General features: G+C 64.6%; 35 protein-coding genes. 7 read left to right on the top strand and 28 right to left on the bottom strand.

The window, feature by feature from the left end; all coding sequences use genetic code 11:
- Positions 1-792: a hypothetical protein gene (locus IEW24_RS07805; protein ID WP_188576926.1), complete on the bottom strand. Its 792-nt coding sequence runs from the start codon at positions 790-792 to the stop codon at positions 1-3.
- Between the two features lie 219 nt (positions 793-1,011).
- Between IEW24_RS07805 and IEW24_RS07800 the strand changes: the two genes are divergently transcribed.
- The 5 genes from IEW24_RS07800 to IEW24_RS07780 all read left to right on the top strand — a co-directional run bounded on the left by IEW24_RS07800 (position 1,012) and on the right by IEW24_RS07780 (position 4,130).
- Positions 1,012-1,251 (top strand): hypothetical protein, encoded by a 240-nt coding sequence (locus IEW24_RS07800; protein WP_188576925.1) that lies wholly within the window; start codon positions 1,012-1,014, stop codon positions 1,249-1,251.
- A 117-nt stretch (positions 1,252-1,368) separates the two neighbouring features.
- Positions 1,369-1,590 carry a hypothetical protein gene (locus IEW24_RS07795; protein WP_188576923.1) on the top strand — a complete coding sequence of 74 codons (222 nt, stop codon included), beginning with the start codon at positions 1,369-1,371 and terminating at the stop codon, positions 1,588-1,590.
- A gap of 123 nt (positions 1,591-1,713) precedes the next feature.
- Complete coding sequence (locus tag IEW24_RS07790; RefSeq protein ID WP_188576921.1) at positions 1,714-2,091, top strand: hypothetical protein; 378 nt, start codon at positions 1,714-1,716, stop codon at positions 2,089-2,091.
- 378 nt (positions 2,092-2,469) lie between these two features.
- Positions 2,470-3,537: a hypothetical protein gene (locus tag IEW24_RS07785; protein WP_188576919.1), complete on the top strand. Its 1,068-nt coding sequence runs from the start codon at positions 2,470-2,472 to the stop codon at positions 3,535-3,537.
- The gene (locus IEW24_RS07780) at positions 3,519-4,130 is read left to right on the top strand and encodes a hypothetical protein (protein ID WP_188576917.1); all 612 of its coding nucleotides are present in this window, start codon (positions 3,519-3,521) and stop codon (positions 4,128-4,130) included. The genes IEW24_RS07785 and IEW24_RS07780 overlap by 19 nt, the downstream gene beginning before the upstream one ends.
- A 25-nt stretch (positions 4,131-4,155) precedes the next feature.
- Here the strand turns inward: IEW24_RS07780 and IEW24_RS07775 are convergent, their stop codons facing one another.
- Genes IEW24_RS07775 through IEW24_RS07765 form a run of 3 tightly spaced genes read right to left on the bottom strand, consistent with a single transcriptional unit; the run spans position 4,156 to position 5,025 of the window.
- Positions 4,156-4,491, bottom strand: a complete 336-nt coding sequence (locus IEW24_RS07775) for a hypothetical protein (protein WP_188576915.1) — start codon at positions 4,489-4,491, stop codon at positions 4,156-4,158.
- Positions 4,492-4,494: 3 nt separating this feature from the next.
- On the bottom strand, positions 4,495-4,812 hold the full coding sequence (locus IEW24_RS07770; protein ID WP_188576913.1) for a hypothetical protein: 318 nt from the start codon (positions 4,810-4,812) through the stop codon (positions 4,495-4,497).
- 3 nt (positions 4,813-4,815) lie between these two features.
- Positions 4,816-5,025 (bottom strand): hypothetical protein, encoded by a 210-nt coding sequence (locus IEW24_RS07765; RefSeq protein ID WP_188576912.1) that lies wholly within the window; start codon positions 5,023-5,025, stop codon positions 4,816-4,818.
- A gap of 340 nt (positions 5,026-5,365) precedes the next feature.
- Here IEW24_RS07765 and IEW24_RS07760 point away from each other — a divergent pair, with 340 nt between their 5' ends.
- Positions 5,366-6,124: an SOS response-associated peptidase gene (locus IEW24_RS07760; RefSeq protein ID WP_188576910.1), complete on the top strand. Its 759-nt coding sequence runs from the start codon at positions 5,366-5,368 to the stop codon at positions 6,122-6,124.
- Positions 6,125-6,488: 364 nt separating this feature from the next.
- Here IEW24_RS07760 and IEW24_RS07755 read toward each other — a convergent pair whose 3' ends face one another.
- The 17 genes from IEW24_RS07755 to IEW24_RS07675 all read right to left on the bottom strand — a co-directional run bounded on the left by IEW24_RS07755 (position 6,489) and on the right by IEW24_RS07675 (position 17,022).
- Positions 6,489-6,995, bottom strand: a complete 507-nt coding sequence (locus tag IEW24_RS07755; RefSeq protein WP_188576908.1) for a hypothetical protein — start codon at positions 6,993-6,995, stop codon at positions 6,489-6,491.
- Positions 6,979-7,224: a hypothetical protein gene (locus tag IEW24_RS07750; RefSeq protein WP_188576907.1), complete on the bottom strand. Its 246-nt coding sequence runs from the start codon at positions 7,222-7,224 to the stop codon at positions 6,979-6,981. The genes IEW24_RS07755 and IEW24_RS07750 overlap by 17 nt, the downstream gene beginning before the upstream one ends.
- Positions 7,221-7,496 (bottom strand): hypothetical protein, encoded by a 276-nt coding sequence (locus tag IEW24_RS07745; RefSeq protein WP_188576905.1) that lies wholly within the window; start codon positions 7,494-7,496, stop codon positions 7,221-7,223. Before IEW24_RS07745 ends, IEW24_RS07750 begins: the two co-directional genes overlap by 4 nt.
- Before the next feature lie 9 nt (positions 7,497-7,505).
- Positions 7,506-7,913 (bottom strand): hypothetical protein, encoded by a 408-nt coding sequence (locus IEW24_RS07740; RefSeq protein ID WP_188576903.1) that lies wholly within the window; start codon positions 7,911-7,913, stop codon positions 7,506-7,508.
- A 13-nt stretch (positions 7,914-7,926) separates the two neighbouring features.
- On the bottom strand, positions 7,927-8,130 hold the full coding sequence (locus IEW24_RS07735; RefSeq protein WP_188576902.1) for a Pam3-gp28 family putative phage holin: 204 nt from the start codon (positions 8,128-8,130) through the stop codon (positions 7,927-7,929).
- A gap of 3 nt (positions 8,131-8,133) precedes the next feature.
- Entirely contained in the window at positions 8,134-8,847 is a 714-nt protein-coding gene (locus IEW24_RS07730) for a hypothetical protein (protein ID WP_188576900.1), read from the bottom strand.
- A 107-nt stretch (positions 8,848-8,954) separates the two neighbouring features.
- The gene (locus IEW24_RS07725; RefSeq protein WP_188576898.1) at positions 8,955-9,182 is read right to left on the bottom strand and encodes a hypothetical protein; all 228 of its coding nucleotides are present in this window, start codon (positions 9,180-9,182) and stop codon (positions 8,955-8,957) included.
- 2 nt (positions 9,183-9,184) lie between these two features.
- Positions 9,185-10,096: a hypothetical protein gene (locus IEW24_RS07720; RefSeq protein ID WP_188576896.1), complete on the bottom strand. Its 912-nt coding sequence runs from the start codon at positions 10,094-10,096 to the stop codon at positions 9,185-9,187.
- A 3-nt stretch (positions 10,097-10,099) separates the two neighbouring features.
- The gene (locus IEW24_RS07715) at positions 10,100-10,672 is read right to left on the bottom strand and encodes a DUF4376 domain-containing protein (protein ID WP_188576894.1); all 573 of its coding nucleotides are present in this window, start codon (positions 10,670-10,672) and stop codon (positions 10,100-10,102) included.
- Between the two features lie 10 nt (positions 10,673-10,682).
- Complete coding sequence (locus IEW24_RS07710) at positions 10,683-11,786, bottom strand: glycine-rich domain-containing protein (protein WP_188576892.1); 1,104 nt, start codon at positions 11,784-11,786, stop codon at positions 10,683-10,685.
- 75 nt (positions 11,787-11,861) lie between these two features.
- Positions 11,862-12,644 carry a putative phage tail protein gene (locus IEW24_RS07705; RefSeq protein ID WP_188576890.1) on the bottom strand — a complete coding sequence of 261 codons (783 nt, stop codon included), beginning with the start codon at positions 12,642-12,644 and terminating at the stop codon, positions 11,862-11,864.
- Positions 12,637-13,719 carry a baseplate J/gp47 family protein gene (locus IEW24_RS07700; RefSeq protein WP_188576888.1) on the bottom strand — a complete coding sequence of 361 codons (1,083 nt, stop codon included), beginning with the start codon at positions 13,717-13,719 and terminating at the stop codon, positions 12,637-12,639. The genes IEW24_RS07705 and IEW24_RS07700 overlap by 8 nt, the downstream gene beginning before the upstream one ends.
- Entirely contained in the window at positions 13,709-14,209 is a 501-nt protein-coding gene (locus tag IEW24_RS07695) for a phage GP46 family protein (protein WP_188576886.1), read from the bottom strand. Before IEW24_RS07695 ends, IEW24_RS07700 begins: the two co-directional genes overlap by 11 nt.
- Positions 14,209-14,691 carry a phage baseplate assembly protein domain-containing protein gene (locus tag IEW24_RS07690; RefSeq protein ID WP_188576884.1) on the bottom strand — a complete coding sequence of 161 codons (483 nt, stop codon included), beginning with the start codon at positions 14,689-14,691 and terminating at the stop codon, positions 14,209-14,211. The genes IEW24_RS07695 and IEW24_RS07690 overlap by 1 nt, the downstream gene beginning before the upstream one ends.
- 18 nt (positions 14,692-14,709) lie before the next feature.
- A complete protein-coding gene (locus IEW24_RS07685; RefSeq protein WP_188576883.1) occupies positions 14,710-15,762 on the bottom strand; it encodes a phage baseplate assembly protein in 1,053 nt (350 codons plus the stop codon).
- 3 nt (positions 15,763-15,765) lie between these two features.
- Complete coding sequence (locus IEW24_RS07680) at positions 15,766-16,344, bottom strand: hypothetical protein (protein ID WP_188576880.1); 579 nt, start codon at positions 16,342-16,344, stop codon at positions 15,766-15,768.
- Positions 16,345-16,353: 9 nt separating this feature from the next.
- Positions 16,354-17,022: a DNA circularization N-terminal domain-containing protein gene (locus IEW24_RS07675; RefSeq protein WP_188576878.1), complete on the bottom strand. Its 669-nt coding sequence runs from the start codon at positions 17,020-17,022 to the stop codon at positions 16,354-16,356.
- A gap of 98 nt (positions 17,023-17,120) precedes the next feature.
- On the opposite strand from IEW24_RS07675, the gene IEW24_RS07670 reads away from it, so the two are divergent.
- Positions 17,121-17,522: a hypothetical protein gene (locus tag IEW24_RS07670; protein ID WP_188576876.1), complete on the top strand. Its 402-nt coding sequence runs from the start codon at positions 17,121-17,123 to the stop codon at positions 17,520-17,522.
- Here IEW24_RS07670 and IEW24_RS07665 read toward each other — a convergent pair.
- The 7 genes from IEW24_RS07665 to IEW24_RS07635 form a co-directional block, all read right to left on the bottom strand.
- Positions 17,519-19,675, bottom strand: a complete 2,157-nt coding sequence (locus IEW24_RS07665) for a phage tail tape measure protein (RefSeq protein WP_188576875.1) — start codon at positions 19,673-19,675, stop codon at positions 17,519-17,521. The genes IEW24_RS07670 and IEW24_RS07665 overlap by 4 nt on opposite strands.
- A gap of 84 nt (positions 19,676-19,759) precedes the next feature.
- Positions 19,760-20,098: a hypothetical protein gene (locus IEW24_RS07660; RefSeq protein ID WP_188576873.1), complete on the bottom strand. Its 339-nt coding sequence runs from the start codon at positions 20,096-20,098 to the stop codon at positions 19,760-19,762.
- Positions 20,098-20,472, bottom strand: a complete 375-nt coding sequence (locus IEW24_RS07655; RefSeq protein ID WP_188576872.1) for a hypothetical protein — start codon at positions 20,470-20,472, stop codon at positions 20,098-20,100. The genes IEW24_RS07660 and IEW24_RS07655 overlap by 1 nt, the downstream gene beginning before the upstream one ends.
- Positions 20,473-20,482: 10 nt before the next feature.
- Positions 20,483-21,988, bottom strand: coding sequence for a hypothetical protein (locus tag IEW24_RS07650; protein WP_188576870.1), 1,506 nt, complete (start codon positions 21,986-21,988; stop codon positions 20,483-20,485).
- Positions 21,988-22,206, bottom strand: a complete 219-nt coding sequence (locus IEW24_RS07645) for a hypothetical protein (RefSeq protein ID WP_188576868.1) — start codon at positions 22,204-22,206, stop codon at positions 21,988-21,990. The genes IEW24_RS07650 and IEW24_RS07645 overlap by 1 nt, the downstream gene beginning before the upstream one ends.
- Before the next feature lie 25 nt (positions 22,207-22,231).
- Positions 22,232-22,978: a hypothetical protein gene (locus IEW24_RS07640; protein ID WP_188576866.1), complete on the bottom strand. Its 747-nt coding sequence runs from the start codon at positions 22,976-22,978 to the stop codon at positions 22,232-22,234.
- Positions 22,978-23,373, bottom strand: a complete 396-nt coding sequence (locus IEW24_RS07635; RefSeq protein WP_188576863.1) for a hypothetical protein — start codon at positions 23,371-23,373, stop codon at positions 22,978-22,980. Before IEW24_RS07635 ends, IEW24_RS07640 begins: the two co-directional genes overlap by 1 nt.
- Positions 23,374-23,377: the final 4 nt, after the last annotated feature.

Raw genomic sequence — 23,377 nt, 5'->3', positions numbered from 1 at the left:
CTACAACAACACGCAGCCCTTATTTTTCTGCGCGCCCGGATTGTTGGCAATGCCATCCATGGCATCCATTTTCCCCGCCACCTTGGTGATGAACCAGGCCATGGCATCTGCCGTGTGACGCAATTCGCGAGACGAATCGTAGCGGCTGTAGGGGCCGACATCGATCACACCGTTACCCTCGCGATCAAAATACCAGCCGTCCTCGCCACGACCGTCGTGAAAGCCCAGGAACTTGTGGCAGAATTCGTGAAGCATCACGAAGGCTGCCGTCGGCGGCTCGTTGAAGAGAGCGGCCTTCAAATGCATGTTTCCGGCATGGGGAAACGTCCTGCGGCTGACCATGCCCTTCTCTCCATAGTCCGTCGTGCCCCAATAGGTGACGGGCTGGCGCGGAAACGGCTTGTTCGGATTCTGCGGCGGCTTGAAGCGAAGCGGCACCTTGCCGTTGGCAGCCGGATTGGGCTCTCCGTTGGTATCCACCACATCGGTGATCTTCAGCAGGAATGCGGTGTTGATGCCGGTTTCCAGAATACCGATCTTGCGGACGAACCAGTCCTTCTTGATCAGGAAAGCATCCCGATCCATCTGGAAATAGGTCTGCGCGAAGCCGATCACGTCATTGGGCACCGTATCGCCGGACAGGCGGCTCTTGGCACGGGTTACGATCTGCTTGCAGATGCGAACCGCCTCGCCCGCTCCCTGTGTGATGCCCGCCTGATCGAGATTCACACCCTGCTTGAATGCGAGCGAGAAATTGTCGGGTTGGCCGACCGGCGCTCCGTAGCGGCTCATGGCATCCCTCTCCTTGATCGGTCTGGCATTACTTTAGTGCCCGACTCGGCAAATGCAGCCTGAGGCGTAGCAGGACACGCCGGAATGCTGGCCAGATTGGGCCGTTTGGTCTGAAGTGCATCACCAATCCGTGAGGAGCGCGATTCACGCTCCGCCGGAAAGAAACAAAAACATGCTGAGCGATGTTGCTGGACCATGGAATTGAATTGGCAGAGGCCTTTGTCCCGGCCGATCCCCATCAGCGCCAGCGCATCGCTCATCACCCTGCGCGATGGTGCGGACTTTCTGCTGTCTCAGTTCGGCCGCCATCACGCCACGGGGGCGCAGGCCTATACACTGGAGCGCCTGTCGATGGCGGCTGCCAGCGGCAGCCTCTCCGACATCTCTGTGGCCACGTTACAGTTGCGGGCCTTTCTGACGGCTCACCAGCTGACGGAACCCATTCGCGCCTATGGATGATTGGCACCCGGATGCCCCTGCGGCACGAACATTAAATCTGCGGCCGAGCTGGAACGCGCAGATGTGGTGAAGCTTTGTGGTCATGGGCTGGATCAACGAGGATTAAGGACCAAGCAAATGGCCAATCCCAACGATCGCAATCAGCAAGGCGGGCAGAACCCACAAAATCGCCAGGCCGATCCCAAGGGCGATCAGGCCCGCCACACACAGCAGTCCCAGAGCGGCGGCATCATGGGGCAGCAGGGAAGCGCCAAAGGACAGCCGGGCGCCCAGCAGGGTGGCCAGCATTCCAAGGCGAAAGATCAGCAGCGGCGTGACAAGGATCAGAACCAGCGCTGACGCCAGGCTGCCTTCTGGCAGCACATTTATACGGCCCCGCCCCCCTTCCGGGCGGGGCTTTTGCGTGCCGGGACGTGCAAAGCATCCGCCAACCGGGTACGCGATCCCGGAAAGGTGGCGCGTATGACCGATATTCTGGAACGACTGGCAAAACCTGCCATGTGGCTCTCGCACGAGGCCCTGCTCGCGGAGCGCGCCGATGCAGCCGCCGAGATCACGATGTTGCGGGCGCGTCTTCAGGCCCAGGAAACGCCCCTGCCGGCCAACACCGGAGCGGCCTGGGAACCGACCCACCGCCATATGAAGCGCGGCTCAAGCTATCGCGTGCTGCATGAGGATGTGACGTTGCAGTCATCCGCCGGCGCAATCACCGAAGGCGCCCGGCTGGTGATCTATGAGGGCGTGGACGGGCAGGCATGGGCGCGTGAGGAAACCGAATTCCACGACGGCCGCTTCGAAACCCTGGCAACGTCTATCGATATGAGCGCAGCCTCCGAGTGAGCCAAGCGGCACGCCATGCCAACCCATGCGTGTCGCGCGGGAAGCCAGCACCGAACACCCGTGCTATGAAACACGCCAATAATCCGGCGACGGCGCCAATCCGGCGCGCGCCCTGACACCAACAGACCCGACCCGTTCCAGATGGCTCCGAACACGACCCAAGACATCACGCACCACAAGCCGGACGACTTCCGCTTCTCCATCGCGCCCATGATGGAATGGACGGATCGAGACAATTTCTGTCTATATATCAAAAGCTTGAAAAATCCTCACTTGCGGATGCTGTACGAATTGCTGTACCGCCGTCTCTGACGTTGATTTTGCAAGCCCGCTAGCAATCGCCATAATCGAGAAGAATCGGTTGCGGTGGGGGGAAAAATGGACGTTACGCGTCCCACGTACGAACGGGCGATTTTGCTGAACCGACTTGTCTCGCGATCTGTGTGCAGAGCGCGTGCAGAGATCAAGGTGCCAACTCACTCTGCCGAAGAGCTAATTGCTATACTTAATGCCCGGCGCATTGACGGCAGAGCTGTCGAGTTCATTGACGCCATCGATGAGAACGACGAGGACAAACGCCTCCTTCATATGGCCACGCATGACTGTTTGCGACTTACAGACATCCAACATCTGAACGACGGCCCAGCGCGATACGTATTTATGCTTCTTGAGTACATTGATGCATCCGCGCGTGAATTTCCTGTATTTGATGTGAGTACTCATAGCGGGCGTGAGCTGAAAGGTAACGAGAGCGAACGAGGCGTTGGGTCTGTTCATTTGGCAATACGGCTGCCGAACGAGGGGGCTTACGACGACGGCGCGTATCGCTGCTGTTTGGAAGTTTCCCCCCGCTTCTCACGGGCGGTGATAGAGCGCTTTCTTTGCAAGCAACTGCGAAGGTCATGCGGCCATTTTGAATATACTGTAGAAACATCAAAGCTGGGCCGTCGTCCCAAGCCCAAGAACTATAAATACTGGCCTCGCCTGGAGCTTATGGCTGACATTTCGACATCCATTTCCGCACGCTCACAGGGCCTTAAGCTTTCACAAATGGTCTTCACCAAGCGGAATGAAAAGCAGCAGGCGGCGGCGGCTACCGATATCACGCACGACGACCTGCTTGCGGACGTCGAAATCCGCATATCTGCCAAGCAGGCCCCGGACGATCCGGAGGAACGAGGCCGGTGGATCGAGAAGGTTCGCGACTGGTATCAGACAAGGGGCTACTCATCGAAGCTCTTTTACCGAGCTCCGGCAGGTGCCAAGGGCCTTGCCGGCAAGGTCCGGCATGATGAGGCTGCAGCCGCTGATTTCCTCCTATGCCCAAGGGAACACATCGTTATCGAAGGTGACCCAAAACCATGGCACTCCGCAGGCGACCAGAATATGATGGATGCCCTGCGGAAGCTTCTCGATCGGGATGAACTATGGGAACCCAACGCGTAGGGCTGACCGACGTTCACCAGGGGAAGCCAGCTTCGCGCAAACGCATTCTGGCCCCCCTTCGCTACCTGGTGATCTATCACCCGGAGAAGTGGAAATATGACGTCGTCGCGCCAATCGTTTTGGCGGCGACGCTGTGGGCTTTCTATGTGGTGGCCTCCCCCAAGATCGCCTTCTTTGGCGAGAGCGGTCTCCTCAAATTCTCGCGCGACATCCTCGTGATGGCCGTGCCGTTCCTCGTGGGCGCGCTCGCAACGGTCGCGATGGCTTCGTCAATGGGTAGCCTGGACAAGCGCGCGAGGGGCGCAGAGCTATATCTAGACGGTAAAGTCCTCACTCTTCGCCAATTCGTCTGCTATCTATTAGGATATCTTTCGTTTGTTGGAATTTTTGCACTCGTCATGAATATCGGCGCAGAGATCGGAAGACCTTGGCTCTCATCCGTGTTAGCCGAACATCAAACACTGCGACTTTCCGCACTACTCCTCGGCCCGGCCGCTTTTTTCATGGTAATGTCAGCTTTTTTGACGACCATATTATGGGCACTTTATTTCTTAACCGATATTGTCAATCGAGAGCCGCCGGATATTCCGTAGCTTATTCACATTGACTAGAGCCCACCTACCGAGACAGGCGGGGCGGCACCGCGCAAGGGTTGTCGTTGCCTACAAAATAGACGTGCCCCACCACCTCCCTCGAGGTGAGCAGATAGATCGGCTCGACCTGCAGATCGGCGAACTTCACCCCGCAGAAGGCCTGATGCTTTCGGAGCCGCGCCGGCCGCCCATAAGGACAGGCCAGCAGGTCGAGCAGACTCTCCATGGGGAGATCCGGGCCGCAGCGATGGGCGAGCCGCACGAGCCTGTAGCTGCGCCGGTAGCGCGAGCAGAACCGGCATTCGATCCGCACCACCACGAATGGATAGTCCAGCAGGCGGCGGACATAGCGCTTGGGCATACCTCACCCGCCGCGTTTGGGTAGCAGATGGATGGAACGAAGCCCGCCACCGCTCATGCTGCGGGCCCAAAGCCCAGGCATGTCCACCAGTACGGCGAAGGTCGGCCGCTGAAGGCAGCGCGGGCAGATCAGACGGCCCAGCACATCACCCAGCGTCGGGTCGCCGCAAATCCGTCGAGCCAGATTGTCGATTGGAAGGATCTGCTCGTGGCAGAGGCAGCCGAGTTCCAGCACCCAGTCACCCGACTGGCCAAGCTCGCTCAGCCGCCGCTCCAGATAGGGCGGCTCCGGCCCATCAGGAAGCTCCCACCACTCGCCCACTGATCAGCCCTCGTCACCGTTCAGCGCCGCCATGGTGGTGAACGGCAGGCGGATGAAGCCGCGGGAAACCTGCATCTCCAACTTGGCGATGTGGTCCAGACAGCCCCTAACCGCCGCTCGGGCGTCGCCGTCATGGGCGGCCAGAACTTCATCGACATCAGTCTCGGAAGCGGAAAAAAGGGGTTCGTCCACGCGCAGGGGATCGCTCGGCATGGTCATCTCCATGGCTGGTTGGCCATATGGATTCCACGAGAACAAAATGAGAACAACCCTATTCAAACACCTCACACGATGGGTCTTGAGTTCCGAGAGCCTGTCCCTAAATTGCGCGCGTTGATAGAGGAGCACCGCAATGGAGGAGTATCTCTTCATCGCTCTGACAATCCTTTCTGGCAGTTGCGCAGGGGCGGCGCTATGGCTTGCCGCAAGAACGTCAGACGAGCCCGGAATTCAAAGTCAAAAGCGCAAACTTCGGTTTGACACAAATGAGCATGATTGAAGTGCGCCGAGGGCCTGACCAAGTCGGGCTCACTCTCAGGCGGGGGTGACGCCTATGTGCAACCTATATTCTATGACAAAAGGTCAGCAGGCCATCCGCGAGATCGCGAAGGCGCTCCGTGACACGACGGGCAACCTGCCGCCGATGCCGGGCATCTTCCCCGACTACGAGGCACCTATCGTGCGCACCGGGGCGGACGGCGTGCGCGAACTGGCGCTTGCGCGCTGGGGAATGCCATCTTCCCAGAAGGCGCTGCTGGACGCTGCCACGAAGCGGGCCGAGAAGCGGGCAGCCAAGGGCAAGCCGGTGGAGGATTTCAAGGCCCTCGTACGCATGGAGCCGGACGGCGGCACCACGAACGTCCGCAACACCAGCTCGAAGCACTGGCAGCGGTGGCTCGGGCCGGCGAACCGTTGCTTGGTGCCCTTCACCAGCTTCAGCGAATTCAACAAAGCGGCCGGCGGAGATGTGTGGTTCGCCTTTGGCGAGGAACGGCCGCTTGGCTTTTTCGCAGGCATCTTCGTCAGGGACTGGACCAGTGTGCGGAAAGTGAGGGAAGGGGAGGTCACCACGGACTTGTTCGGGTTCCTCACCACCCAACCGAGCGAGCCCGTGGCCAGCGTCCACCCAAAGGCTATGCCGGTGATCCTCACTGAGCCCGAGGAACTGGAGATCTGGATGAATGGGCTATGGGAGGATGCGAAGGCGCTGCAGCGAGCCCTACCGGCGAACGCGCTCACCATCGTTGCGCGAGGGGACAGGAAGGACGGGCCAGCCGAGACCATGGGCGCCCGCGAGATCGGGACCGGCTGAACGAAAGAAGCCCCGCCTCCCGGAGGAGGCGGGGCGAGGTGGGAGGTTCAAAAGGCGGCGGATCGAGGTCGCCACCACCAGAAACGCCGACGAGGAGGGTTATTCGGAGCGGCAATGCCAGACTGGTGGGATCGCGGCCACTTCTGCTCCTGAAGGCGACATCTCAACGCCGCCGAAGCGCCCGCCGATAGAGCAGCCAAATCCATCGCATCCAGCGGGATGAGTTCCGCCGGCTGGTCTGGGCGTCCGAGTGAAAGGAAGGCGCCGTCTGGGCCATCCACCACTGACAGATAGACCTTCATCGCGGCTCCACCATTTCGAACCCTAATCCGGCCACGGGTCGCACATCACCACCCGCAGCCCCCTACATCACTTCGACGAAGAACGTGCTCCAGCGGGCACCGATCACGATGCCCGCCATCAGAGCGGCGATGAGCGCGCCGGCCACCAGAAGCAGCCAGCTGCGGCGCGGCACGCGCCCATCGAGGGCGCGTGGCGAGGTGACGTGGAAGGTCCCGCCCATGATCTTCAACGCCAGCAGGGCGCCGAGCACGGGACTGTCCAGCATCCACGACTGGTCGGAGATCCGCCACGCCAGCCCCCAGGCGCTGATCATCACCTCGGCCGACCAGGCGAAGAGGATGCCGATGATCAACTGCGAGCCCTGGTCCCGGGGCTCGCGGACGATCAGCGGCAGTGCCCGCGCGAAGGTGATGATCAGCACCACCGAGACCACCAGGCGCATAGCGTGGAGGATCGGGAAGGTGATGTCAGCCGGCAGGATCGCGAGCCCAGCGGTGACGCTCGCCATGTAGAACAGGGCGCCCGCCAGCAATCCATTCGCTTTCAGAAATTCAGTGACGGCGGCCACGCTCGCCCCCCTTCTGCTCAAAGAAGCGAAGCGCCGCCAGGGCCGCCTCGCGCGCTTCACTCCCCGCCGTGCGCGATGCTTCCACAGCCACGTCGAGCTGCTGCACCGCGTCCGTGATGCGAGACCGGATGGCCTCCACCTCCTCATCGTTCTGGGCCTGAGGGGCCGGCACCGGGCGATGCGGCGCGAGCCCGAGCAGTTTGCGGATGGATTTGAGCAGCGAGGTCATCGCCCACCTCCGCGCGTGGTGGCCTCCACCACACGGGTCAGCGCCGTGATGGAAGAGGTGTTGGTGTCCACCGCATCGGTGGACGCAGAGATGGCCGTGGTCATCTTGGCGATGTCGTCGCGCGCCTCCTGGACGCGCCGGTCCTGCAGATCGTTGAAGCGCTGCTGGATGTCGTCACGCTTCTGCGCCTCGCGCAGGAAGAGATAGCCGAACAGCGCCGCAACGAGGCCGGGCGGCCCCCATTCGATGAGCCGCTGGAGCAGGATTTCCACCGGCCGCCCTCACCTGCTCTTGCGGGTGAGCAGGGCGGCGACCTTCTCGACCGATCGCCCGCCCACATAGGTGGTGACGATCGCCCCTGCCCAGTCCGCGACGGTACCGTTGAGCGCGTCGGTGGTGCCGAGACCGAGCACCTTGTCCCAGACGATCACCTTCCAGAGGAAGATGATCACAGGGGCCGCGAGCAGCGGGCGGACCATGGCCGTGTACCAGCGGCCCTGCTCGGCGACGAGAACGTCACGGTCCGACTGCCGGGAAGCAACTTCGGCCTTGATCGCCTCGACGGTGATCTGCGTCCGGAGCTTCTCCTGCTCCGTCTGGGCGTCGACCCGCTTGTTCAGCGTGTCGAGCACCCTGTCGACCAGTCCGCCCGAAAGCCAGGACAGGATGGTGGTGAGCAGCCCGATCATCGCGCCGGGCCCCTCAGGTCGGCCAGCCGAAGCGCTTGGCGAGATAATACCAGGCCTCGGTGGCGCCGCCGATCAGGATGCCGGCGCCGGTCTCGACGATGATCATGACGTCGGGATCGGTGGTGAGCGTGTCGGCATCGGCTGCGCTGACCAGCCCGCGTGCGACAAGGATGCCGGCCAGATAGCGCAGCAGAACGCGGAGAATTGCGCCGCTCATGGCTCAGGCTCCAAAGAAAGTGAGAACAGGCGCGAAGAAGGCGGTGATCTGGTCCCACCAGGTCACGGCCGCGGTGGTGGCCGCGGTGGCGCCGACGGCCACCACCACCTGCGTGCCCTTCGAGACGGAAGGCGTGGGAGACGCGCCGGCGTCCAGCGCCCGGACGCGCTGCAGGAGCGCCATGGCGCCCACCTGCTGCGACACCAGCGTCTGGCTCCACTTGCCATCGGCCGCGTACTTGCCCGCCCGATAGTGACTGGTGAAGGACCAGAGGTAGGGCGAGAGCACGTCCGAGTGATAGAGCCGGTAGCCCCAACCGTTGTAGCCCTCGAGCTGATAGGCGATGCGCTCGTCGCACCAGTCCGTGACCTTGTCGAGCCCGTCGTAGCGGACGGCGTCGATGGCGCTCTCCTCCCAGGTGAAGGGCGGCTTTCCGGCGACGGGGCGCGCCTTCGGCACCTGCACTGTGCGCGCCGTCAGCGGGTCGCCGTTATGCAGATGCTTGGTGAAGCTGAGGGAGGCCTCCATCGAGTGGATGAGGCCAACCAGCAGCCACGGCACGCCGGTGGCGTTCTGCACCGTCATGTAGCGGGCCTTGTTCGCAAGCACCTTCTTCGCCGTGGCGTCGACCGTCGCCAGCTTGCCGCTGGTGATGGTCATGGTGGCGAGCAGACGTGCGTATTCACTCCGCAGGGAGGCGAAGGTGGGGGCGGCCATGGGCCAGTCTCCAATGTGGGGGATTGCAGGTAAGGGACGCACGCCCGGCGACCGGGCATGAAAAAGCCGCCCGGAGGCGGCGCGTTGAAGGAGCGATATCGGGAGCGTCAGCCCTCGATGGGCAATTCCACGCGGACGAATTCGCCCGGCCCCACCGGCTCCGCCGGCAAGGTCAGCAGCGCGTCCAGCCGGGACGCATGGCCGGGATCGTCGAGCACCGCGAGAGGCAGCACCCACCGCACGCCGTCAGCGAGGGCGATCGGATCGAGGGCCGCGCCGGGCGAGCTTTCGCCCCGCAAAGCATCAGCCTGGTCCTGGTCCAGAATGAGAAACATGGTCAGGCTCCAATGCTCGTGAGATAGCGCGAGAGCGCAGCATGCAGCGTCGCGATCTGCGGCTGCGTCAGGCCGCCGCCGACGAAGGCGACATTCAGCATGTCGTCCGAGTGGAAGCTGGACCCGCCGCCGAAGTTCTCAGCCAAGAGATAGACAGGCAAGCTATTGGCGCGAGATGGCGTCGGGAAAGTGTTCCGCAGCGTACCGTTCTCATAGAGCAGCGTGTCTTCTGCCCGGTTTCGAGTGGCAATGTAGCTGCCGGGCGCGGTCCAGGGCGACAGGGACATGACCGACGAATTGCTGGTGGTGTTGACGCCGCCGCCTCCACTTCCATGATATCGAGGAATCAGGCGGACGCCTGGATCAGTGAGCCCCGACTCCACGTACATATCCGATGCACCCAACAGCACCCCCTCGTCGTTGATGCCATTGACCGGCGAGTAGACGCCGGCCGTGGCACTGTTGAGCTGCCAGTTATCTCCAGCCGTGCCGCCTGTGAACCCCGTGGTCAGGTAACTCACGTTGGTGCCGGGGGCATTCTTGTAGCCCTTGTTCACCGTGAAGGGCGGCGAGTTGATGGCGGTCAGATTGTAGGCGCTGCTCTTCCAGTTGAGCCGCGCCGCCTGCGCATCATGCGACGCCAGGATCCAGAGAGCATCAAGGCGCGCCCAGATGCCGGCCGCCATCAGTTCGGCGATGAGGCGCGACATCATCGCCTTCACGTCGCTCGACGGCGCCACCGTCATGCGTCCGATCAGATCGGAGAGCGCCATGGCGGCGGTGGCCGCCGTGGCGATGATGTCCCAGCCGTTCACCCGGTACAGCTGATCACCATTGCGCAGTACCATGAGCTGATCGCCCGCCGGGTCGAAGGCAACCAGATCCGCGTCGAGGATTTCACGACTTTCCGGCATGCCTCACTCCCGCACGATGGCGGCTAGGGTCTCGGCATCGGGGGCAGCCATCACTGCTTTTGCGCACTCGGCGTTGCGCATCTGGCAGGCGACGATCCACCCCATCCCGTCTTGCCCAGCCTTGATGATCTGCGCTGCCGAATGCGGGCGCATGTCCCACGCGCCGGCTTCGTCTGCGCACCAGAACGGCGTTGTCCAGGCGGCCAGTTCATCCCCGCCGATGAGCATCATGGCGGCCATGGCGCCGGACACGCTCCCCAACATGTTCTGCTGATCAATCTCCTGGGACGGATAGCGATGTTCCGTACCGAGCGCCGCGCTGGAGTAGCCACTGACGATAGCCGCGGCGCATTCTGCCGACAGAGCGGCGAGACGCTGGGCCTTGGCAACCGAAAGAGGAATTGCCGGCGGTGGTCCGAACGCCCCGTCCTCGTAGGACTGCCCAGCCGCAACATCGGCCGTGGCGGGCACGAAGCCGGCATCGGCATGAAAGGCGTCAGCCAGCGCCACACCGGCGGGAAGCGCCACAACTTCGACCACAAGTCCCCCGGAGATTCGGGCTGCATAGTTCGTCATGGAAGCTGCCTCACCAGGTCACATCGACATAGCCGGCCGCACCTTGGCCACCGGCCGCATTTCCCACAGCTCCGCTGCCGCCTTGGCCGAGCGACACCGCGTTGTTTCCAGCCGCGCCGATGGAACTGTCCACCCCGATGCGGTCGCCATAGGTTCCGTTTGGCGGCGGTCCGGCGGCGGATCGGACGATGTTGTTTCCGCTCAGCGCATAAGCAGGCTGCGCCTGCGAGCCGATCAGGGAATAGATGTTCGCGCCATTCACCGTGGCATTGGCGCCCGCGAATGTCTGGATGCCACCGCCGGACGCGAGCCCTCCCAGAGCACCATTGGCGGTCAGGAAAGATCCGAAAGACGAAGCGCCGCCAGCCCCTCCGTTGTTCGCGCCAGCGGGCCCTCCGCTGCCGCCGCCGCCGACGATCACGGGAATGGCCTGGCCCGGTGTCACTGCGTAGGATCCAGCACCCATCGCGCCGCCGTTGCCGCTCATGGCGGCAGCGCCGGTGCTGTTCGCTCCACCTCCACCCCCACCGCCCGAGAGAACCACGACCTCCACGCGGTTGACGCCGGCAGGAACCGTAAAGGTTCCGCTCGATGAGAACCGCTGGCGCCCACCCTTGGGAAAGGCCGCCGGGGTGAGGCTCAAAATCTGGAACGCTGTCTTATCCGGCAGCAGGGCAATCTCGGCGAGGCCGCCAGCAGGCAAGTGGCCAGCAACCAATGCGGCGCCGCCAAGCAGCAGAAGCGGCAGCGCGCCGAGACCGTTGACGTTGACGGTCACCGCCAATGTGTTCGTGGCGGATACACGAATGCGGAGAGGGGTCGCCACCAGCTCGTCGAGAACAGCCGGCGCGGGATCGAGCGCAAGCGTGATCGCATTGGCCGTGCCGCCCGCCGTGAGATAGTTCAGGCGACCGGACCGAACCGCCCTCACAACCTGCAGAAGGTCGGCAGCGGAAGGCGTCAGACCCGCTTTCGTGAGGAGGTTCACGAGTTCGCGCTGAGGGTGTTCCAACGCAACCGCGGGCACGCGCGAGCCGGAGATGGCACCGGGCGTACTGCGGTCGAGATAGGGCGCATTCGGGTCGGTGGACCCGTAGGGCGGATTGTATTTCATGGAGACCCCTGATGCGGGACGGAGAAGCGGCGCCGGGCCGATACGGCCGGGCGTTCGGAAGGAAAGGCGCGGCCGTCAGGGCGGCGTGATCATGAGATGGGCACCGCCCAGCGTCAGCGGCACGCCCCCCAGCACCAGCTGCTGGCGCGGGTTTTCGTGCAGCACGTAGACGGGCTGGGTCCAGGCCGGGAACAGCCGGCCGAACAGGCATTGCAGGCGCTCAACACCAACTGTCTCAAACAGCGGGTCATGCCCGCATTCGCTCTCGCCGCAGGTGAAATAGTCGATGGCGAGATCGTAGATGTGGACAATCCAGTACACCTCCTGGATCGGGTCCCCGAGCGTGTGCTCACCGCCGCATTCGGAAAAGCCGCACTCGAAAGTGGCCGGCTCTTCGATGACGATGTCGAAGCCTTCCGCCTGCGCCAGCCGCACGAAGTCCTGCGGCGTGATCGTCGCCACCGACCGCACCCGCGAGAGCAGCGTTCGGCGACGTCCGGAGAGGCTGTCGGTGGGCGAGCAGGCATCCGGCAGGCCATAGTCCGCCTCCCAGTCCGCAAGGCTGTTCTCCAGCGTCAGGACGCGGCTTTCCAGCGTGATGCCGAACGCGCGCGCGTAGAGGTCGCGGAACGGGCCCAGCAGCACGCGCGTGAAGTTCGCCAGCACCGAGCCGGTGTCCCGCGCCGCGCCGTCAGGCGAGCCCCATGCCGCGCCGCGCGGCCACAGCGCCAGGCCGCCCGGCAGAAGATCGTCGATCTCGGGCCGGGCCAGCGCATCCCACGGCGCCGGCGGCAGCACCTCGGAGGGCTCCGTCGGAGCCTCATATTCCGTCCGGGTGTTGAAGGCGGGATCACGCATAGGTCACGATCCCCGGCACCGGCAGGTGCCCACCGGTATAGGTCACGTCGCCTGCGGGCAGCACCAGCGTATGGCTGTCCTCGCCGGCGGCCGACGAGATGGCTTCGGACACCCACGAGCGGGAGAGGACGAACGGGTCCGCATCGAGCCCCGGCCGGGCGCGCGTGAGCAGCATCGCGGCGATGTTCGCCTCGATCGTCGCCCGCACCTCCGGCGTGTCCATCGCCAGATCGGAGATGGTCACGTCCAGCGCCTGCGGCAGGGGCGCGACCGCGACCGTATCGTCCACGCGGATGAGCCGCAGGCTGTCGATATGCGTCTGCACCACATCCACATCGGCCGCCGTCGGGATGCTGTTCGGCCGGCCATCGAACAGGAAGAAGACGGCGATGGAGCCGATGCCGCCGGTGAAGCTGAAGGCCCACGCCTTGAGCACGCCGGACACCTCCAGTGCGAAGCGCTCGTAGTCGGAGAGCGATCCCCCCTGCGGCGGCCGCGCCTTGCGTTCGAGGATGCGCGCCTTCAAGCTCTCGATGCCCTCGATGTCCGCCCCGCCGCCGAGCCCATCGGCGCCCACCTCCGCGGTTTCCGACAGGGTCGGATAGAGCGAGGGATCGGCCAGCGTCATGACGGCTTCCGGCTCGCGGTTCGACGCCGCGCCCACCGCTTCCGACTGCACAACCGCCGTGAACGTACCGTCAGGGGCTGCGGTGAAGGCGGCAGTGGTCAGATAGGTCAGCCCGGCCGAGAGAAAGCGGATGCCGGCGGGATAGGTGATCGCCGGCTGCCCGGTGCCGGTGATGGCGCCGGAGGCCGCCGACGCGGCCTTCTGGTAGATGCCGAAGTCCGCGCCCTGCATGCGCAACGCGGCGCGGTCGGTGGTGGTGCGGGTGAAAAGCTGGGCATAGATCCACGCCAGCCGGAATTCGTACTCGCGGGCGAGCAGCGCCAGCACCTTGGCGGTGACCGCGGTGAAGTTCTGCCGGAGCGTCGCATCGGTGCCCTTGAGATACTGCCGGACCATGCCGCGCACCGCCGCGCCAAGAGCATCGAGGGAGCGGGTCTCATAGGCCATTGATCTGCTCCCACAGCACGGCGAAGCGCTGCTGATAGATGACGGTGCCGTCGCGCCCGTACAGCGCGACGTCGAGGTCGAGGCGGGCACGCTCCGGCACGCGCGTGGCGGTGACGTCGACCCGCACCACCGCGCCCTGGTCGATCAGCGTTTGCAACGCCTCGCGGGCATAGTCCTCGGCCTCCAGCTCGATGCCCTCGAGGAGGGCGCGGCGCCGCAGCAGCCAGAGCTTCGACCCGAGCGGAACGTCGCCGGGCTGCATGTCGAACGCATCGCCCGGCCAGCCCCGGTTCGCCTCGCCCTCGGGCAGCTCGGAAGCCTCCACCCGGCGATCGGTCTCAAGGCAAATGAGCACCGCCGTGGCGAGCGCCTGGTCGGCCTTCAGGTCGCCGCGCGTGGCGTCGATGACCAGATCGGCCATGTCGCCGTCCCACACGAGGTCCGGCGTCAGGATGGGTTCGGCAGCCTGCGCGAGAGGAATGATGCGCATCAGATCACCAGCACCCGGGTTGCGAGATTGTCCACGTCCTGGGCGCCGGCGGTGTCCACCGTGCCGCGCGCTGACGCGGGCCGGTCGGCGCCGGGCCCGCCCAGCTTCACAAGCCCGTCGAGGACGATGAGGGGCGACACGAGCTCGATGCTCTCGGCCGCGACAATCCGGACCTTGTTCTCCACCACCGAGACGACGTTGCCGAGATGGTCGTAGATGGCCGACCCGCCGAGGGCGAGTTGGGGCACGAGGTCGGGATTGGCTCCCCCCATGGCATAGACGCTGTCGCGGCTGGAGCGCGACTGCATCACCGTGGCGATGCCGCCAGACACCGGATGCGAGGTGAAACCATGCGGCTCGACCCGATGCACCCGCGGAAACGTCTCGCCCGCCAGCCCCTTGCCCGCGAGGAACTGTTGCCCACCCACATGCTTGACGGTCCCGTCGAGCTGCATGCGGGTCAGGTTGGCGTCGAAGCCCATGGCCCTCTCCTTTTTTCGTCAGTCCTCCCGGAAGGTCGGCGGTGTCGCGCCCGGCGCGGCCCAGCCTTCCGCGCTCTCGCCGCGCGGGTTCTCGCCACCCAGCGCGCGGGGATCCTTCACCGTCAATTCGGTGGTGGTGCCGCTGTCCTCGTCCTGCCGGATCGTCAGTGCAGCGATGATCATGTCCTGCCGCAGGCCGCCCCAATCGTCCTGAACAGGGATCAGATGGTTGGGGGCATAGATCTTCCCCTCCTCGTCCCGACAGCCGGGCACGGTGAAGCGCGCCGTCTTCCCCTTCCCGGCAGCGCGCTTGGCCTCCCAGCCCGCCCGCTTTTTCACGCGCTCGGAGGTGGCCTCCCCTTCGTGATAGATGATGAGCGTGCGCTTGCGATCGGCCGTGCCCTTCGCTTCCGCCTCGGGCCGCAGGGCGCCCCCTCGCGTGCCGAAGGAAGACTGACCCCGCACCTTCACCTTGTCGTAATTGAACTGGCCCGACAGCGTGCCGGAGGCGCGGACGATGTTGACGCCGAGCCTGAGAGCACCTTTGTGCCGGCCCTCCGGCTTGTCGATGATCTTCAGCTTGCCCTTGGGCGTGTCGTAGATCAGCGCGCCATGGGCGCGAGCCTCCCGTTCGAGCGTCTGGAACAGGGTCTCGCCCGGCAGGATCTGGTGCACCGCCTTCTTCGCTGTCGCCAGCACCACCTCCACGCCGACGCCCGCCGTGTCGAATGTCTTGGCGATGGTCTTCAGGTCCACGTCGGTGGCGCTGCCGGTGGGATGGTCGATGGAAGTTTCCGTCGCATCCACCGTCCGCGACACGACGGAAACCGAATATCGCCGGCTCGCCCGGTCATGCTCCCAGTTCACGTCGCGCACATAGCCGGTGAGCCAGACATCATCGCTGATCAATACGACACAAGGCGTGTCCTCCCGGCACGGCAGCCCGGGGCCGGTCCAGGCCACCTCGAAGGAACCGCTCCTCACGGCCTGCTCGGCGCCGGCCGTGAGGGTGCAATCGGTGAAGGGCAATGGGACGCCCGCCACCATAAGGGTGATGGTCTCGAAGGCCATGGCTCAGGGCGCCAGTGCTTCGAGGCGCACCGGCATCAGCATGGCCGTGCCCGTGCGGTTGCGCCCCACCAGATCGTTGGCGAGGGCGGGATCGCCGTAGAGGTCGAAGGCGATGAGCGAGGACGGCAGGGAAATGCCGGTCTCGACCCGCACCACAGGCGCCAGCGTGGCGGCGATGGCGGATATCTGCACCGTGGTCTCCCCCACGAGGCGGATCAGCCAGGCGTGCACCTCGGCCCCGTAGGCCGCGCCGGCCGCATCCAGCACGCCATCGGCCCGCGCCGTCAGGGCGGTGCGGGCCTCCTGCGCATCCTGCCTCGCGGGATAGCCGGCCCGCACCGTGGCGAAACAGGCGATCACCAACGCACTGATGAGATCGCGCGTGCCGCCGGACACGTCATCCAGGGCGCGCAGCAGGCCGCGCGTGTCGGTGGTGCTTTCGCCCACCAACCGGCACAGCTCGAGATGGGCGAGCGCACCCAACTCCCCGCCGCCGGCCACCGTGGCGGCCGCCGCCTGGGCGAGCGCGATATCGTCCGCATCGGAGACGAAGCGGGCCACCAGATCATCCAGCCAGCTCATCCCGCACTCCTATCCAACCTTGGCGATGGCCGAGGCGGCGACACTGACGCCGGCCCCGAAGACGTTCCGCACCGCCGACAGGGCCGTGAAGCCTGCTGCCACGCTGACGCCGCCCGAAAGACTGACGCCACCCGACAGGGAGAGCCCGCCCATCCCGGCGCTGAGCGACACACCGCCGATGCCGCCGATGCCCGCGCTGACGGAAAGGCCGCCCAGCCCCGCCGACATCGACACGCCTCCGAGACCGGCCGAGACCGAAATCCCGCCGATACCCAGCGACAGGCCGACGCCCACCGAAAGGCCGCCCGCCACCCCACCCGCTTCCACGAAGGTGAGGCTGTAGGCGATGTAGCCATTGCGATCGAGACGTCGGTTACGCGTACAGCTGGTGCAGTGCGCCGCTCGCGCGGCATCCATGGGCAGCACCAGAACGGACGGGCCGAAGGCGCTACACGCAGCCTCCAGACCCCGCCCCTCACTGTCAGCGCTGTCACTGGCCACATAGGCCGAGACGCGATACTCGCCGGCGCGGCGCCCCATATCCTCGGTGATCGGCCGTTCGCCGGCGGGCAACTCATGCACTGCCACCCGCCGACCGCAGACCGGATCCTCGCTCTCCACCCAGAAACGCGCGCCGCGAAAAGACGCGCGTCGGAAAGCCTTGTCCCATGCGCGCATCGGAAGGTTCCTCTCAGGATGCCTTTCGAGCGAAGGCATAGACTCGATCGGGATGCACGCTACTGTCCCGCAGGCATCAATCGTCCGGGGGATCACGCATGCGCATGGGGATCATTGCAGCCACCATCCTGCTTTCGACCTTTGGAGCGGTCAGAGCAGAAGTGGCATTTCAGAGCGCTCCGCAGGCGATCAGCGCTGCAAGGGACGCCATTAAGCTCCACTACATCACACGCAATATCTATTATCCCGTCGTTTGCCCCCACCTCACAGAAGGCAATGACACCTTCGTCAAATGTCACGACGGGAGTGGAATTGGCGGTCTGTTTTTGATCCAGGTCCACGGATCCACGCCAACGATCTACATCGTAAACGGGAAGGCCAAGACCCACCTCAGAGGTTACACGAAACTACTGAGCGCCGATCAGAAGCCGATCGCCGTCGAACCGTGGAACGGTCAGGCGATCGACATTCCCAAAATCAATGCGCAGATGCGACCCTAGCCACCCGGCGTTCCGACCGTCGGCATGGATTGGCCAAGGTTCGCGTTCGGGCCACGGGCACCGGGAATGGCCGGCACCTGAATGCGCGCCGCGGAAATGGCTTCCGCCGCGCGACGCCCTTCCTCGCCGATTTCGCGCGCGGCCTCCTGCAGCTTCTGCGCCGCGCCTTCGATCGAAGAGGCCGCGTCCGCACCTGCGACGGCAATGGGCGAGCTGGCACCTTCCATCGCCTGCCTCAGCGCATCGGGAGCTGGACCGCCGAATTGCACGGTCATGGGCCCACCGGCGGGAATAGAAGGCGTGGCAGCCGCGGATGCGGCGGTCGGATCGAAGCCGCTTGCAGCGCGCCCACCCTCCGTGGGGATGGAGTTCGGGTTGATCGGCGACCGACCAGGCATTGCCGGCTGCAGCGAGTAATCACCCTGCTGAAGCCATTCATGAGCTTGGTTCATGCCCCTATTTGCATCGAGAAGCCAATCGAGCGCACTCCCGACCACACCACCCACAAGGGGCTGTGCCGGCTTGGTTCCAGGCTTGCCAAAGCCCGAGCCGTTGGCGAAGCGACGATTTGGGCCGGACGGGCCCCGAGATTCCTCACTCTCTCCAGTGATCAGATCCGAGAACCCGTTGCCCACCGTGGCGAATTGCCGCTCGAGCCAGTTCGGCTGATATGGACCATTCTCCGCAATCAACTTGCGGCGGTCCTCGTCGGTCAGCGGCTGGACATCTTTTTCGGGATGCAGGATCGCATCGACCACGCCCTTGGCCTGCTTCACCGCTTCGGCGATCTCGTTCACCGCCTTGGCTGTGTCGCGGAAAAAGGCACCGATCTCGGAACCGCTGGAGTTCAGACCGAACAGTGCCGCAAGATCATTCTTGAGATCGACGATGGCATTTTGGGCGTCGTCGAGCGCCTTCATGTCAAGGTTCGGTACGAAGTCGGTTTTGAACGCTTCACCGATCTCGTGCGCGAGTGTCTTGATCCTCTCCAGCCCATCCTTCAGCGCCGGCAGGCCGATGGTGCCGACGTCGATTGCGATCAGGCCGATCTCGTTCTTGAACTGCTGCCACTGGGAGGAGAGAGTACCGAGCTTGAGCTGGTAGGATCTATCGAGCGACCCTAGAAAATCCGACGGCGTAGCCGCAATTTTCAGGTTCTTCTTAAGCTCCTCCAGTCCTTCCACGAGACGCATGATCTCGTCCGACCACTCCTTGCCGAAGATGGCGCCGAGCTTCTCGGCCCGCTGGAACTTGTCCATTTTGGACACGCTCTGGAGAAATTTTTCGAGTGTGCCGGGAGCGTCGGCCTTCAGCGCCTTTTTGAACTTCCCGAGGTTGCCGACCACGCTCGTCAGCGCCGCCTGCCCTTTCTTGGACAGCAACTCCGGCGCGATAAGGTTGCTGGTCATCGCGGACATCATGCGGGCCGCCACTTCCGGCTGCATCTTGAGGTTCAAAAGCGCCGAGCCATAGGCCGCCGCCTGCTGCGCACTGAGACCGAAATTCTTCAGAGAGGCGCCGGCGCGATCGAGAAAGTTGATGATGTCCTTCTCGTCGCTAATGCCGCTGTCGCCCAACGTGTTGATGAGGTCGAAATACTGCTGCATCTCCTTCATGGGGATGCCGAGGCCGACCTTGAAGCCTGCGGTGGCGTTGCCCACGTCGGCTGCCGACATCTCGAACGCATCGGCCGCCTTCGCCGACAGCTCCGCGAAGTCCCGCAGCTCGTCGAGCGGCAGGCCGGCGGCGGCACCGCGTTCGTAAGCGGCAAGGATCTCTTCGATTGGAACCGCAAGCTTGTCGCTGCCGGCGAGCTTCTTCACCTCCTCTGAGACGCCTTTCATCTGGTCCTGTGTCAGACCAGCTTTTTTCTGGATCGCGGTGAGGCCGTTCTCGAAGGTGGTCAGCGTCGTGAGGCCTGCCCGCACGCCACCGGCGGCAGCGTAGGCACCCATCAGGGCGCCGCCGCCGAGAATGATGCCGCGCTCAACCCCTGCCGTCGCGCGCTCAAGCGCAGCGGTCTTCCGCTGCATCTCATTGGCGCGACGGGCCGCCGCCTCGGCTCGCTTGAGGCGGCGCTCCAGCGTCTCGAAGGCCTTGGCAGTCCGATCGACAGCCGAGATCTTCAGGCGAGCTTCAATCTCACGCGCCATGGCGTTTCCCCTTGGGTCGGCGGCGGCTCTCGGCCTGGTGCCAGTTCACCGCGCGCTCGAACCAATCGACGATTTCGTCGAGCGTCAGGGTATCGACGTATCCGGGATCCCATCCGAGCCGGAAGACGAGTTCATCGGCGAGGCCCGCGATCTGCGAGCGTTGATGAAAAAACCGAGGATGTGCTCTTCCAGCGCCACGGTGTCGCCGAGATTGAGCACCGCAAGTGCGCCGATCGGCGGGCTGGTGGTGAGCGCGTCCACATAGGCGAACACGGCTTCGCGATCGCGCAGCACTACGCCTTTCTGCACATCGAACACCGGCCCGATCCGCCGATAGTCCACATAAGTGGGGTCGCGCAGCTCCACCCTGTCGAAGGTGGAACTGCCGGAGGTGTATGTGCGGGAGAGCGGAAGAGCGTCCATCAGCCGCCGATCCGCTGATAGCCGGAGCCGTTGATGACGAGGCCCGACCATTCGCCCGTGGCGCGGTCCTCGGAGGAATCACCGGAGAAGAATGCAGAGAGAAACACGTGGCTCACCCCGGTGAATTCCTCGGCGATGTAGATGTCCTGCCGGGGCGCGCGCATGAGCAGGTTCTTGTCCACATTGGTATCTTCAAGGGTGATCTCCGCAGTGCGCGGCTTCAGGGTGGCCTGACGGGACACGGAGCCGTCCTGATTGGTCACCGGTTCCACCGACACGCCGGAGGTGCCGAGCTTCATGGCCGTACGCAGCACGAGGTTCGTGCCATCGGCCAGGCGGAGACGCATTTCCCCGCCGAAATCATTTCCTGCCATGTTGCTCTCCTCAGGCCGCAGCGGCGAACTGGCTGTAGATGGTGGCGTTCGCCGCGATCACATCGAGCGGGTTGACCATGTCGAGAGGCGCGTAGATGTCGATCCGGTTGGGGTTGTCGCTGTTGCGCCGGACATCCAGCTGCGCCACGAAGGTCTCGGCGTTCTCGAGCACGCCGGGCATGGAGCGATAGACCCCCACCATGGTGGCTCGGATGTCGTTCACCGTGGTGATCGCCAGCAGGTTGCCCGGATTGTCGTTGGCGATCGCCTTCTGTCCATGCTCCGCCTGCAGGCGGGTGCGGAAATAGCGCAGCGCATAGACCAGCTGGCCGATTTTCTGGATGTCGCGGAAGGTGGTGTCGGTGTTGCCCGCCCCATCCGTACGCTGCATGGTGATCACCTTGTCGATGGTCACGGCTCCGTCGCTCCGCACGCCATAGGTCGAGAGGCCGGAGACCAGGAAGGCGTTGCGCGTGGCGTAATCGTTCATCCAACGGGTGCGATCACGGGGCGCCTTGACGCCCTCCACCACCAGGCCGGTTTGGTTGCGCGACACGTTGCCGAGGGCGCCGTCGGACAGCCAGGGCACGATGCGCCCCGCATTCGCTGCCGCCCACACCCAGGGGCTGGTGGCGTCGCCGCCGCCCGACAGCCGAGTGAACGTTGCCACGTGACGCGTGTCGTAGGAGAGGCCGAAGGTGGTGAGGTTGGCCGTCGTGTCCGTCTTCGTCGTAAAGATGTGGCCGTAGCTCTGGCGGCTCCAGGCCCAACGGCCAGAAATGTCCGACAGCACGCTCTGATAGCGCGCGACGTTGCTCGCATCGGAGAACGGGCTGACGATCCAGTCGAAAGGATCATCGGCCAACGCCGCGAGACCCGCCGCAAGGTTCGGCGCCCCGGTGCCGGCGGCGGTTGTGGCCACGGTGAGCAGGCCGCTGAACGCGTTGCCGGAGGCAAGGAGCGGCACGTAGATGTCCACGCCGCTCACGATCTCGCCGGCCCAGCGGGCGGTGAGCGTCACCACATTGGTGGTGGCGGCGGCGGTGAACGGCAGCGCCGAGCGCGTGAGCGGATCCTGAAAACCGTTGATGCCCGCCGCCAGCGCCGTGGCAACGGCAGCCGCGGTATCGCCGGCGCCCATGGTCAGGGCGATCTCCTGACCGTCGATCTCGATGACGCCATAGCCGCCCGCCGCCGGGACCGCGCCGACGGTGATGGTGCGCACCTCCGCAGTGCCGGCGGCCGGCACCGGCATCAACCAGACGTCCTGCGCCGGGGCGTTTCGCCGGGCCGCGATGATCATCTCGGCCAGCATGGAGCCCTTGCCGGTAAGCGCGATCGCCTCGGTCACGCTGTTGCAGCGGAATGGGACGTTGTCGACGGCCGCTGTGCCGGTGTTCTTGTGACCGATGAGTAGCAGGCGGGAGGTGCTCTCGAACTGCCCACCGGAATTGATCTCGAAGGAAATGATGGGCGCGACGATGGTGCCGGGGATGGTGTTGAAGCCGATAGCCATCAGTTCTCTCCTTCATCGCTGCCGGTGTCCGGCGCGGTGGTTTCGGGGTCGGCCTCGGCCGTTTCATCGGTCGCCGGGACCATGTCGCGATCGGCGATGAGGCGGGCGTAATAGGGGTTGAGCTCGTCCACGCTCGTCCCTTCGCCGGTATCCGGCACGAACTGGCCGGACCGATCGGGCATGGGGATGCGCAGTCCGGGCTTGGCACGGAACTTCATGGGTCCGGATCCTTGAGGCTGGTGGTCAGGTTTCCTGTTCGCCGAAGGGCATGGCGGGCTTGCCGTCCGCATCAAAACGCACTGTGAAGCCCTCGATCTGGGCGCGCGTGGTGGCGGCGAAGGCCTGCGCCAGCTCGGCGAGACGGCCCTTGGCATAGGAGCCCTCCGGCAGCTCTTCAGCGACGCTCCGGATAGGCTCCGGCAGGCCGGCAGCATCGGTGAACCTGTCGTCGCCGATCTCGACGGTGAAGGTCATGACGTTGCGCAGGAAGCGCACGCCGTACTGCGGCAGACCGAAAGGCTCGATCCGCACATCACGCACGGATTTCATGATCTTGCGCACCGGCGCACCCGCCGGCTTCTGGACGATGACGGCACGCACCTGCGCGGTCAGGGCGGCGAGCATGATCTGCATCTTCGCGTCGCCATTGATCACCGCGTCAGTGACCGGCCCGCCGCCGGGCTCGGTGATGACGGCGCCGTTTTCGTCGCGGGCAAGCTCGGACAGCTCGGCGATGATGACCAGATCGGTGAGGGCGAAACCGGCCGCCGGTGCCTGTGCGTCGCCTCGCCGCTCGACGCGCGTATCCTCGGTGTAGACCGAGAGCGAGGGGGTGAAGGTGGCGCCGGCATCGAGGTCGGCGCTGGAGATGGCACGGCTGTCATAGACACGGTACAGCGCCATCGTGGGAAATCCCTCGCCGCTGTTCACCGCGGCGGTCGGGCATAGGGCCTCGATCACGGCGAGGCGAAAGGCGGCGGCAGCAAGCATCAGCCGGATATCCTGTTGAGCCAGAGGGCAACGCGGCGCGTGCCGTCGTTGTCGGGTTCGGCAGCAAGGGCATAGAGCGCCGATGCCGACCGGATGCGGTCGCCCTGCTTCGGCATCCACGGCCAGGCGGTGCTGTCGGCGGTGAGGCAGATCCGGTCCACCTTGCGGATATTGCGATCCGCCGGCGAGGGGCGGCTCGTGGTGTCGAAGGCGGAGAATTCGGGTGCCTTCTCCAGCGTTCCTTTGAAGTCGAACGCCGGACGCGCGGAATCCACCACGCCATCGGCATTCACGGCCCGCTCCGGCTTGGTCATGCCGGTGGCCGTGAAGTCCGTCGTGTCGAAATAGCTCGCCACCGCGCGATCGGCGGCGGCGAGCGCATCATTCCAGCCCATGGCC

It is taken from the genome of Azorhizobium oxalatiphilum, from assembly GCF_014635325.1.
GTDB lineage: Bacteria > Pseudomonadota > Alphaproteobacteria > Rhizobiales > Xanthobacteraceae > Azorhizobium > Azorhizobium oxalatiphilum.
Note: the sequence above shows the minus strand (reverse complement) of the source record. Positions and strands in the feature narration are given on the sequence as shown.